The organism is Paenibacillus sp. 1011MAR3C5 (genome assembly GCF_003591485.1).
In the GTDB taxonomy this organism is placed as follows: Bacteria; Bacillota; Bacilli; order Paenibacillales; family Paenibacillaceae; genus Pristimantibacillus.
The window spans coordinates 131,997-144,539 of record NZ_QZCF01000007.1 but is presented as its reverse complement, the minus strand read 5'-3'; the positions used below and the strand labels follow the sequence as shown (position 1 = coordinate 144,539).

General features: G+C 46.2%; 6 protein-coding genes. All 6 read right to left on the bottom strand.

Annotated elements, in window-relative coordinates; all coding sequences use genetic code 11:
* Window positions 1-102 precede the first annotated feature (102 nt).
* The 6 genes from D3P07_RS20720 to D3P07_RS20695 all read right to left on the bottom strand — a co-directional run bounded on the left by D3P07_RS20720 (window position 103) and on the right by D3P07_RS20695 (window position 12,197).
* The gene (locus D3P07_RS20720; protein ID WP_119802166.1) at window positions 103-4,539 is read right to left on the bottom strand and encodes an Ig-like domain-containing protein; all 4,437 of its coding nucleotides are present in this window, start codon (window positions 4,537-4,539) and stop codon (window positions 103-105) included.
* Between the two features lie 195 nt (window positions 4,540-4,734).
* On the bottom strand, window positions 4,735-5,937 hold the full coding sequence (gene metK / locus D3P07_RS20715) for a methionine adenosyltransferase (RefSeq protein ID WP_119802165.1): 1,203 nt from the start codon (window positions 5,935-5,937) through the stop codon (window positions 4,735-4,737).
* A gap of 160 nt (window positions 5,938-6,097) precedes the next feature.
* On the bottom strand, window positions 6,098-6,376 hold the full coding sequence (locus D3P07_RS20710; RefSeq protein ID WP_182914434.1) for an alpha/beta-type small acid-soluble spore protein: 279 nt from the start codon (window positions 6,374-6,376) through the stop codon (window positions 6,098-6,100).
* Window positions 6,377-6,561: 185 nt separating this feature from the next.
* Window positions 6,562-7,062, bottom strand: coding sequence for a hypothetical protein (locus tag D3P07_RS20705; protein WP_259391620.1), 501 nt, complete (start codon window positions 7,060-7,062; stop codon window positions 6,562-6,564).
* A gap of 69 nt (window positions 7,063-7,131) precedes the next feature.
* The gene (locus D3P07_RS20700) at window positions 7,132-9,612 is read right to left on the bottom strand and encodes a hypothetical protein (protein WP_119802163.1); all 2,481 of its coding nucleotides are present in this window, start codon (window positions 9,610-9,612) and stop codon (window positions 7,132-7,134) included.
* A gap of 140 nt (window positions 9,613-9,752) precedes the next feature.
* Entirely contained in the window at window positions 9,753-12,197 is a 2,445-nt protein-coding gene (locus D3P07_RS20695; RefSeq protein ID WP_119802162.1) for an S-layer homology domain-containing protein, read from the bottom strand.
* Between the last annotated feature and the right edge of the window lie 346 nt (window positions 12,198-12,543).

The following is a 12,543-nucleotide window of genomic DNA, read 5'->3' as shown; positions in this document are numbered from 1 at the left end:
TCTTGAAGGGTAGTCAGCCAAAAGAATTAGCTCTTGTGACAAAAATAGGACCTTATACCCGGAGGTTATTTCCCGCCGAGCAAAGGTCCTATTTTATCTGTTTTATTGGCTCAAAAATTCCGCTTTCTCCAGCAAACGCATAATCATAACTGCGCCTTCTGCCCTCGAAGCGTTCGTCGCCGGGCTAAGCGTTGTGTTTGTTTTGCCGTTGATAATGCCCAGGTACACAGCCTCCGCCATATTGGTCTTCGCATAGGCGCTTACCTTGCTGCGGTCTGTATACTTCTGGAGATAGGAGTCTGCCGAGCTCGGCAAGCTTACGCTCATGCCGGCTACCTTCGCCGCTCGCATCATCATTGCCGCCATTTCCTGACGCGTAATGAAATTGTTTGGCTTAAAGGCCGTACTGCTCGTACCATTGACGATACCTGCCGAAGCCGCTGCGCCAATGTAAGCGCCCATGACCGTGTCCGCATTCACATCCTTGAACTTGGCTACTGCCGCACGGTTGCCAGCTAAGCCCAGCCCTTTCGCAATATACGTAGCGAATTCACCGCGTGTAATCGGCTTGTCCGGCTCATAGGCGGTAGCAGTACGTCCTTCAACGATGAACTTGCGCGCCATCATTTGAACCGTATCGGACGACCAATGTTTGCCCATATCACTGAAGCTCTTGGTGTTCCGCACGAGCGCATAGGCGCTGTTGCCTTTTCGCTTGAATGTTGCTTTTGTCGAACCGCCTTCTTGCTTGAAGGTAGTAGGCACATAGGATAGCGTACCTGTAATCGAATCCAGCCACACAACCGCCGACTGGCTTTCATTCACGCTTGCAGATGTCTTAAGTGTCCTGGAGACATACCCGCTATAGTTAGTTACTTCCTGCTTATTGGAGCCGTTCACGACCCATATTTCAAAGTTAAGCGGACCGGCGATAATCGATGCGCTGGAGCTGTTCAAAGCTGTGGTCAGCGCTTGTGTCTTGGAAGAGTTCCCTTTGTCGATCGCCATCAACAGATGGTTAGTTGATCCGCTGCCGTTCAGCGCTCTGGACAGCTCCGTGAAGTTCAGTGTCTTCAGCGGAAGCTCGAACGTCGCATCTCCATGCTGGACAACAAATGTAACGTCTCCGCCTTGCCTGTTTGCCATCTCGAGTGCCACGATTGGTACGGCAACTAGCGCTGCGTTCTCATAATCCGGTACTTTGAAGACAATTCGAGGACTTGTTAAGCCTGCATCTCTGGAAGTCGTAACAGCCGCGATAAACTTCTCGCTGACCAATGTATAACGATTGGCTGATACGCCTGCTGGAGAAGTATCGTTGGTGATCGAGGAAGCGGATGGCAAGATTCCGACACCGCCGCCATCGGCAGCCTCGTAATCGCCAGTCAAGCTATCCAGGATCGTCGTCTGATTCGCAACATTGGCGTTATTGAAAACATTGACTGTATTGCCCGAGATGGAACGGAGTCCGTTGGAGTTGCTTAAATACGTCACTTCCGTTTTTTCGCCCACTTTGGCTGCGGTATCGAGTGTCAAGATGACCGTACTTCCCTCCACTTTGACACCTGTCACCAGCCGAACCAAATCTTTAACTCTTACCACAAAGAAACTATTCGACGGCACGTATGACGGATCTAGTGTCTCGCTAAAGGAAATCGTGAGCTGATTGCCTTTCAGGATAGCGCCAATCATCGAGATGCTTCCCGTACTGCCTCCGCCTGTTCCACTAGTAATCGACAAGCTATTGAAGGACGCTGCAGCGTTGCCGTATATATCCTTCGTAGTGCTGCTGCTGCCGTAATAGGAAACTCGCATCGTCGAAGGATTCGAGATGGTGGAGCTCAATGTCAAGATGACCGAATCTCCGGACAACGTGATGTTAGTTATGGATTTCGTCTGGCTGTCAGCTTGCACGCTGAATTGGAACGCACCCGGCGTTGATGTTGTATTCAGCGACCGATTGTAACGGATCGATACCATGTTGCCTGAAGCCGACACGCTCTGTATCTGCGGAGCGCCTGTCGTGCCTCCTGTGCCGCCTCCGCCACTGCTTCCCGAATTCGCCAGGTAGTTGCTGAAGGATGTGACATGGTTGCCGGATATGCCGATAAGCGGATAGCTGATCGGGCTATAAGAAATATGCACCTGTTGTCCACTTGGAATCGAGCTGAACAGGTTCAATGTAATGGTATTGCCGTTTTGCGTTAATGTATTGGCGCTATAGTTGACCCCGCCCACGGTAATCGTGAACTGGCTGTATGCGTAGGCATGCGGCTTCATCAGTTCCTCGCTGAATCTCAGCGTAACCGTCGTTCCCGATGCCGTAGCACTAGAGATGACAGGGCTCGTATTTGAAGCACCATTTGAGATATCAACATTGTTTAAAGTATCCGCCGCATTGTCCGACAAATCGCGGATTTGCGGATTGCCTGGCTTCGTGTAAGACAACGTCACCTTTTGATTAGCAGACACGTTGCTCGCCAAGGATACAAATACGATATTCCCTTCAATCTTCACAGCCGTTACGTTCCGCGGCAATCCCGCTACTGTAACGTAGAAGCTGGCCGCAGACGGCTTTAAGCTTTCTTTCAACGGCTCATTGTAGATCAGACGAATCGTCGATCCGCTTACTTCGGTTCTAGAGATTGAAGGCGGCGTTGTATCCGCGCCTCTCGTCAAGAAGGTCCACTGGTATTCATTCAGAATACCCGCGAATTCATTGCCCGCCAAGTCTGTGACGGCACCCTCGTCGATGTTTACGAAGTAACGTGTATCCAGTGACAACGCGAATCTGCCGGGATTAATGATTATGCTTTTATTGTCTTCCGGATCAATAGAGTAGGTCGCAACAATCGTGCGGTAGCCTTCCTGAACCTTAGTAATAAATTTAATTTGTTTGGACGAATTCGATGACACCATAATTGGCTTATCGAAAGTCGCTCTGAATGTATCGTTGATCTCCACTACGCTTGAATTGTTCGCAGGCGTCAGGCTGACTATGTTCGGCTTCTTATCATCTTGTGTCGCCATAAAGGACCAGCCGCTGGAACCGGAGATGCCCGGGAAGAAATTGCCCGCCCCGTCTCTAATCGCACGGCTGCCGATTGTGACGTAGTATCTCGTGTTATTGACAAAGGACTTGGCCGCATCGCTGGAGGATACATGGCTCGTCGCGTCAATCGTCAACTCCTTTGTCCCTGCGCCTTTCACGCGTGTAGAAGTGATTGGAATGGAACGGAAGATCGTGCCGCTATTGGCATGTCGAATCTCAATATCGCCACTGTTTAAGTATACTTCTTTATTAAAGGTTAACGTTAGCTTGCCGTTCAAGCTCGTCAATGTGCCGCCTCTGGTTGGCGAATAAGTTGTCACATTCGGAGGTGTAGTATCATTGCCATATCCGGTCGTGAAATTCCATACGGTTGCGGAGCTTATGCCATAGAACCATTGACTGGCGTTAGGGCTAGGCCTGGAGAATGCACCGGGCTCGATCCAAACGTAATAAGGCGTATTCGGTGCCAAGGTATTCGGTTTAATCGTAACGGAGTTGAAATCCACTTTAACCGAACTGGATGTCGCCAATATGCGTTGTGCCGCCACGTTGTCGCTTACTCTGCGAATTTCAATGTATTTATTCGTATTAGCCTGAATTTGCTGGTCGAAGCGAATGATCAGCTCTGCCCCAGTAGTTGGTACGAGAGTAGCGTTTTTTGCAGGAACAAAAGGATTGCTGCTTGCCAGATTGACAGGCGCTGTCCCCGTTGTGAATGTCCAAGTCATGCCGGCAAAGGTGTTGCCCGACGAATCCTGGAAGTTACTGCCGGAAATACGCACGCGATAAGTCGTTTTAGGCATAAGAGCCCCATCTGGCGTGATTGTGATATAAGATGTCCCGCTGCCTGTCACACTGGAAGATGTCACAGGAATATAGCGATTATCCTCCGTTGATTCCAGCACAATGTCTCCGCTTGCCGCATAGACAGGCTTGCTGAAGGATATTGTAATTGGACTCGTTATGGAGGCATTATCGCCCTCCGGACTCCGGTATGTATACTGCGGTTTCGTGTTGTCTTCCACAATCACCGTACGGAAGCGCCACGTAGTTGCATCCTGAACCCCTAAATAAGACGCTCCATTGGAGTCGTTGACAAAAGCGCCTTGGTCGATCAATACATAATATTCGGTATTCAGCTCGAACCTGCCTCCGATTGAACTGAGAGATGGGGTAATCGTCGCTTGATTGCCGGATATCGATACTCTGCCGCTTGTGGCGCCGATCGTCTCGACCAGAGTGTTGTTTTCTGTTTTGTATATGTAAATGCTTGTTGAAGAAGCGCCTAGCTTGACATTTTCGTCGAAGGTCAGGCGCAAGCTCGTGCGCAGCGGCACATTGTCCAAATTTTTAGCGGGGAAGAAGCTTGTGACAATTGGACCTCCCGGCGCTGCCGTAACGGTCTCCGATGATGACCAGCCTGGCAAAGCGAATTGAAGCAGCATAGCAATAGATAGCAATAAGGACAACTTGCGCATACGATACATAATGTTCACTCCTCAAATATACACTCGTACCTTATTTTTCGGTACGAACGCATGAAAATGTTAGGTTCGCACACTTTTTTGTGTCGATAGCCCTATAGTCATAACAAAAACAAAAGCCGTTTCACCCATCAGTACAAGATGACGGGTAAAACGGCTTTTAGGTTGCGCGCATAAGCGCTATTATTTTCCAAACGTTTATTGGCCAGCTCCAGCTTTCAGCAACTCAGCCTTATCTACGCGCTCCCAAGGAAGATCCACGTCTGTACGTCCAAAGTGGCCGTAAGCTGCTGTTTGAGCGTAGATTGGACGACGAAGGTCCAGCATCTTGATGATGCCGGCAGGACGAAGGTCAAAGTTGCTGGTGATCAGCTCAACCAGCTTCTCTTCAGACACTTTGCCTGTACCATACGTATCTACATTAATGGAAACCGGCTGTGCTACGCCAATAGCGTAAGCAAGCTGGATTTCGCATTTGTCAGCCAGACCTGCTGCAACGATGTTTTTCGCCACGTAGCGAGCTGCGTAGGCAGCGGAACGGTCGACTTTTGTAGGATCCTTGCCGGAGAATGCGCCGCCGCCATGACGAGCGTAGCCACCGTAAGTATCAACGATGATTTTACGGCCTGTAAGACCGGCATCGCCTTGAGGACCGCCGATAACGAAACGGCCAGTAGGGTTGATGAAGTATTTAGTTTGCTCATCGAGCCACTCAACCGGAACAACGGGCTTAATGACATGCTCCATAATATCGCTTTGGATTTGCTCAAGCGTCACTTCTTCCGCATGTTGAGTCGACACAACGATGGTATCTACACGAACTGGCTTGCCATCAACGTATTCGATGGTCACTTGCGTCTTACCGTCTGGACGGAGGTAAGCAAGCGTCTCGTTCTTACGTACTTCGGACAAGCGGCGTGCAATACGGTGCGACAAAGCGATTGGCAATGGCATCAGCTCAGGCGTCTCGTTTGTAGCGAAACCGAACATCAGGCCTTGGTCGCCTGCACCGATATCTTCATTCTCTTGCTTCATGTCCTTGCCATCGCGAGTCTCAAGCGCAGCGTTAACGCCTTGAGCAATGTCAGCCGACTGCTCGTTCAACGAAGTCAGAACGGCACAAGTGCTGGAGTCGAAGCCATACTTCGCGCGTGTATAGCCAATTTCCTTAATCGTACGGCGAGCGATCGCCGAAATATCAATATAATCCGCACGGCTGCTAATTTCGCCAATAACGAGCACGAGGCCAGTCGCTACCGAAACTTCGCACGCAACGCGCGCATTAGGGTCTGCTTCCAGGAATGCATCAAGAACGGCGTCCGAGATTTGGTCACAAATCTTATCCGGGTGCCCTTCCGTAACTGATTCCGATGTGAATAAGTGGCGTCCTTTAACCGACATCCATATCAACCTCCTACAACCTTAGTATTGAATAAGTGCCATTGTTCTACACAAAAAATGAACCTTTTCCACGAAGGAAAAGGTTGTTAGACAACTCTTCTTCTAAAAATTTATGATACCGAAAATGTCGCTTGGTGTCAATGGACGCCTCATTTGCCAATTATAACTGGAAGCCGCCGCCCATCACTTGTTCAGCCTGTGCGACAAGACGGCGGGTGATCTCTCCGCCTACTGAACCGGCTTGACGAGTCGAAAGTCTTGACCAGTGTACGCTGCCGCTTTGGCCGGATACGGCGCCTAGTTCGCCTGCAAACTCAGTATCCGCACCATTCGACGAGTATCCGCCTGTCATCAGACCGAATTCAGCAGCAATTTCGTATTTCATTTGGTTAAGTGCGGCTTTACAGTTTGGAACAACCACTTTATTGGAACGACTCATTATCATGCACCTCCGTGAGGAATTGATTACACCTCTATTGTGCATTCTTGTTCACCGCCTCAAGCGTATAACTTAATGGAACTTGGTGAAATTTATAGCATGTAAGGGAGAAATATAGGGGTAGTTGTTATAAAAAAAGCTATCCCAAACGTTTCGTTTGGGATAGCTTGCGGAACTTAACCTCATTATTTGATTGTATAATTGCCCTTTACCAGAACGGTCAAAACATTTGTCTCATTGGGATGGCCTTTAATACCGCGGCCCTCGCGCGGGAACCATATCAAGTGGTTCGTCGGCACGTCTTTGCCGCTCTTAATATCTACGCCACCTGTCAGATCTGAGATCCCATTCGTATCGGAGCTATAAGCTACAGCTTTACCTACGCGGACGACCACTTCAGCACCGGCCGAAGCCATCAATGTTTTGCCTACAGGCACTTCTACGACCTCCAGTTTGACGCTTCCGCCGGTTTCCCCAGAGTTACCGCCATTGTTGCCTGTGTTTCCGCCACCGTTCAGCTTGGCGATCTGTTCGTCTACGTAACTCTTGGTTACCACAGGATCTTCAATCGTGCCCGGCGTAACGGCTGAGTTCGCTTCGAGAGGTTTGGCCAATACCATTCCGGCCCAGACACCCGCTGTCACTAACACAGCAGCGCCCATTACTTTCAACATCTTCTGTTTCACTCTAGAAGTCTCCTCTCCGTCTAGTATCCTCTAGATAATAGGATACTAGATTTCAGGGGGATTGGGTAGTTAATCGTTTACTGTACCCCATTGCATGTTTTGCGATGCAATCAATGTTTTGAAGCCTTGGAACGAGTCATAGATGTTGATGGTGAAACCTTTTGCGTACTCATTCTTGTGAGTAACCAGTTGGTTCTGGAATACGAACTCTTTTTGCAGCTTCTTACCCACTACTAGTTCGTCTTTATTATTATCTTTGCCAAGTGTCAATTCTTTCGTAAATGCAATATCATTATAATCGTTATCCACAAATTCAAATATCAACTTATGCTCCTCGGCAAATGCTCGGTCTGCATCTTCTGATTCAACGAGATCATACTCAAAAGAAACTTTTACGCTATCTATCGCATAGCCATCAGATGCATGCATCGTAGCTACAACATAACGAATATCTAAAGCATTATTCATAAATCCGATTTTCTTCAGATTTTTTTGTACCGCAATTTCTTTAATCGCATAATCCGTAAATACAGGCTTCACTACAGCAGAACCCGCATCATTTGCCAGCTTGAAGGATTCACCAAAGTAAAATGAGATTGTCTCTTTCTCAAAATTTCTTGGCACTTTCGTCCATGCAGAAATAACTACCTTCCCATTTGGCATGACTTTTTCTTTATATTCACTGAAAGTTAGATCAATAATAGAATCATTCTGGTTCTGAATGTAACCAGCTAATTGTGCCGGATTAATGGCTCTGCGTTCCTTATTCGTATATTCCACTTCTGCATAGAAGAAATCACTGCTAGTTCCACTGTACAAGGCCGATTTCACAAATCGTACTTCAGCACGTTTGCCTAGACTTGTAATGTTATATGCTTCATTGCTGCCTAGCTCCTTAGCTTGAGTAGGAGACTCAACTGAGAAGATATGGATTTGTTTTTCATTTTTCTTTTCCGCGTCCGTCTCAAGCATTACAAATTCTATTTTGCTTATAACTTGCGTATAAGGAACTTCTGTGTAGGCTACTACTTTATAGCTTTGATTAGGACCTACAGTAGTTACATCATCCAATACAACAATTGTAGATTTGCTCGGATCAATCTTAACACCGTCTACAATAAAATGTCCGCCAAGCAGAAGCTTCGATTTCGCTTGCGCTGTTGTATTCTTCAACGTAAATTCTGCTACGACCAGATCTGTCAGATCGTTTGGCGTACGTTGAATCGATTCTTGTCTTACTTCATAGCCATTGTATTGTGCAACTGCGCTGCTTTGCTCGCCTGTTGCTGTTTTCACAGCTACCGCAAAATTGCTTAGGAAGCTGCTCTTGCTATCCTCTCCGCCATTCTTATAGAACACAACAATCTCACTGGTTTTCAGAATGCTGCTGCTCGGAATTTGTCCAGAAAGCTGAATGGATTGTTTAATCTTCGGAAGAAGAACAACTTCAGCATCAGAATCTCTAGTTAACGGGTACAGATAACCTTCTTTTGTTTTCAGATAAAACTCTAATGCAGGCAAAGGCAGTTTCGTGGAGCCTGTATTTTCCAGTACGAATTGAGTCGACAGCTGTTCGTGATTAGCTGCCAAGCTAACAAAGCTATCTCCTGCTGTAATATTAAGGGTGTTACCGCCCAGATACAAAGCCTTTGTTACGTTTGGTTTAACAGCGACCGTTGGCTTTAGTGCTGGAAGATCGAAAACTCCAATTGGCAAGTTTGTTTTGCTCTGCTCCTCCGTTGTAGACAATACTAAGGAGAATTTGCTTGAAAGATTTTTCAAAGGAATAGCTACAGAGAGTGTAATCATCTTGGTTTCACGAGCTTTAAGCGTAATATTAGACGTGTTTTTGTCGAATGCAAATACGCTTCCACCATCGATTTGCGCAAAGTAGTTCACAGGAGTCAGGTCCACGGAACTTAATGATAAATTCTCAATCGAATAATCTACTGTCAAATAGCCGTATTGGCTGTCCTTGTAAAGCGTATATTGCTTCACTTGTCCCTTAAGCTTGTTATTGCCAAATAACATTTCCCTCACGCCATATGAAGCGGTAGCTCCCGTTCCCGAAGCGTTAAGAGTGCCTAATTTGCTCTCATAATTGGAGCTGGAGAAATCCCATTTGATTAAATCAATGCTTAAATCAGCAAGCTTGGTTTGGTTATCCACCGAGGCATAATATGTAAGATAAGTAGTTCCCTTCGATGGTGCAGTTACCTTAGTTTTATCCGCTTCCTTTAATTTGGTCGGATATGTTTTTCCAGACTTGGATTTAATTTTTGCCCAATAATCAAGCAACTGCAAACTGCTAGATGAATCATTTTGAATGGCAACCGTAAAAGCTGCTAGTTTCCCTTGTTCTTGCGTAACGAGCTGTGCGTCATAGAGTATAGCTTGGACGTTAGAGGCGATAGTTGCTGTTGGTTTCTTCGATGCCGCAGTAGCTGCTGCTTCAATGCGATTATTCGGTGCAATCGTATATCCAATCAGCAGACTAAGCACTAAACATAGCTGTATAACTCGACTGCGCTTCTGAAAATAATGACTCAATGAGACCCCTCCTAATCTTGGTATTAGATTAGACGCATTAGCCAATTATTTTGTTGCGTTCTTTAAGAGTAATTTATTGAAAATAATAGAAAGAACCCCTTGGCATATGCCAAGGGGTTCTTTCGTGTAGTTGTTAAGTCTTAGTCAACAACTTTAACTACGATGATGTAGTGTTTGTCAGCGATTTTCAGTGTCAGAGTAGCTTCACCTTTAACGCCGATGCTCAGATCGTTGTCTACTACAGTCAGGTCAGAAGAGATAACTTGAACTTTAGTAGCATCCAGTGTAGGGATGATTTGAACTTTGTCACCGTATTGGTTGTAACCAACGAACACGCCGCCGTCAGCATCAGTACCGAACAATTTAGTAGTCAAGCTGTCGCCTGCTTTAACTGTTACAGCATTGTTGTTTTGGGCAACAGTGGATAGTGCTGGAGTAGTGTTAACTACTGTGAAGCCGATAGTTGCAACACGAGCGCTGTTTACTTTAACAACAACATTCTCGGATCCAACTTTAGCGCTTGTTACTGTTTGACCAGCAACAGTTACTGCACCGCCAGTAGCGTCTGCATCTTCAAGAGCTACACCAGTGTTTACAACGGAAATGTAGTTGCCATTAACGTCTTTTTCGTAAACAGTGATTGTAGTGTTTGTAGGACCTTTACGCTTTTTGTCAGCTGTGTCAATGTTCAGGTCAAGAGCAGTGTCACCAGCAACAGCAGCGTAACCAGCGAAGTTTCCAGCTTTCACAAGGGAAACAGAGATAGTTCTTTCCATGGAGCCGTATTTCACTTTCAGGGAACCGGAAAGTGCTTCAGCGTCGTCTGCGGAATAAGGATTCAGAACAATGTCAGCTTTACCGTCAACGATACCAACTGTTTGTACAATGTCTTTAGCAACGTTGTCAGCCAGTTTGTCTCTGTTGATGGTATAAGTGATTTCTGTTACTTCTGGAGCTGTTGGTTTGAATGTGTTGCCGTATTGGTCAAGAACTTCGAATTTAATAGTTTGAGCAATACCCGATTTGATAACCAGTTTCGAGTTAGCTGCATCAACTTTGATAGAAGTTGCTTTAGCTGCTGCTTTAACAGTGATTGTTACGGATTTGGAGATTTTCTTGTCGTCGCCGCCATCAGCAGTCAGAACTACTGTTGCAGTACCAGCGCTTACTGGAGTTACCAGGCCAGCTTGGTCAACAACTACAACTGTTGGGTTAAGCGATCTGAAAGAAGCTGTGTATTGACCTGCGTCAACCACGTTGTTGCTTTGGTCAAGAACTTGGAAGCTCAGTACGCCAGTGTCACCAGCGAAGATATCAAGCTTTTGGTCATCAATGTTGCCGATGCCTACTTTACCAAAAGAAGTTACTTGGGAAAGAGTTTCTTTAACGTTGATGATTGTGTTGCCAGTTTCGAAATCAGTGTTGTTCAGTTTAACGTTAACAACTGCGTAGCCAACCTCAACTGCTTCCAGATCACTTGCAACTTTATTAGTGTCGGAAGTTTCAATAGTCAGGTCGCCAGGGATGCTGTAGTTAGCTGTAATGTCGTTGCCGTTAGCATCTTTAATTACAACTGGAACGTCAGATCCTTTAGCAACTGTTGTGCGAGCAAAACCAATGCTTGCTGCTGCTTGAGCAACATACTTGAACTCTTTGGAAGTCAGGTCAAGCGTGTAGTCGCCAGATTTAGTTTTCAGGCTGTTCACTTCTACAACGTACTCTTTATCGTTTGCAAGAGTGTCGATCAAAGTCAAAGTAACTTTGTCGCCTTCAACTGCTACTTTATCGATAACTTTGATTGCGTATTGGTTGCCTTTTTCATGTACAGTGAAGTTTGTAGCTTTAGCAGCGCCAACTTCAGTGTTGAAATCAAGAACTACAGTAGCACGGCTAGGAGCGATTGCAGAGTCAAGAACCAGCTCTTTAACTTCAAAGCCTTTCAGACCCAGGATCGTGCCCAGTTTCTTGCCAGTGCCAGTAACTTCAGTGTTCAGAGCTGTTACGATAACTTCGTAAGTAGCGCCACGAAGAGCGTTAGCAGCGAAGTCAGTGCCTTCAGCAACCAGTTTCTTTTCAACTGCTAGTTTAGGAACGTCGTCGTATTCAGCTTCGATTTTCAGAGCGCGAAGAACGACAGCTGCGAAATGTTGGTTAGTCAGTGGAGCGTTGTAACCAAAAGTAGTTTCGCTTTTACCGATCATCAGGCCTTCTTCTTTAGCCCACGAGATGAAACCATCGTAGAACGAGTTAGTTACATCTGTGAAACCGTGAGTGTTAGCATGCTCGGAAGCAGCTTTCTCTACGCCCAGAAGACGGGACAGCAGAACTGTCAGATCTTCACGTTTCCATTCTTTGTCTTCGTTAAGGTTTCCTTCAAGGTTACCTTTGATAACACCGATTTCTTGCAGATACTCACCAGCAGATTGTTTCTCTGCTGCGGATGCTACAGCTGCGAACATGGAGAATACCATTGCGATCGCAACTAACAGGGATAAACTTTTCTTCATAACCTTTTTTTCTCCTCCTCTAAATTGCTTCGGTTGTTGAGAGTTTTGATTGGATAATGAATTGCTCGTTTCCCTCATAGCCGATTCACCCCCTTCCCAGAGTAGAGCAGTAATTTGTATAAATGATGTCTACGCATGATCAACCCTATGTAATCTCATGTCGTAGAAACTTGTAAACCATGAAAGAATAGATGCTAGACTAGCTGCATCACTATAACATTATACAATGGGCTACTCGTACCGTAAAGAGGAACTTGTGAATTCATTCCATTTAAAATCGTAGCGGCCTCTCGACAACGTCATGTATTTAAACGTTTGTCGGAGTGAAAAGTTGCGATTCGTTCAGAAAAACTTTTCCGAGTTTTTTCTTAGACAAGCCGCGTCCTTAGCACGTTGTTAGTATAGCTTGTTCTATTCATGGAGT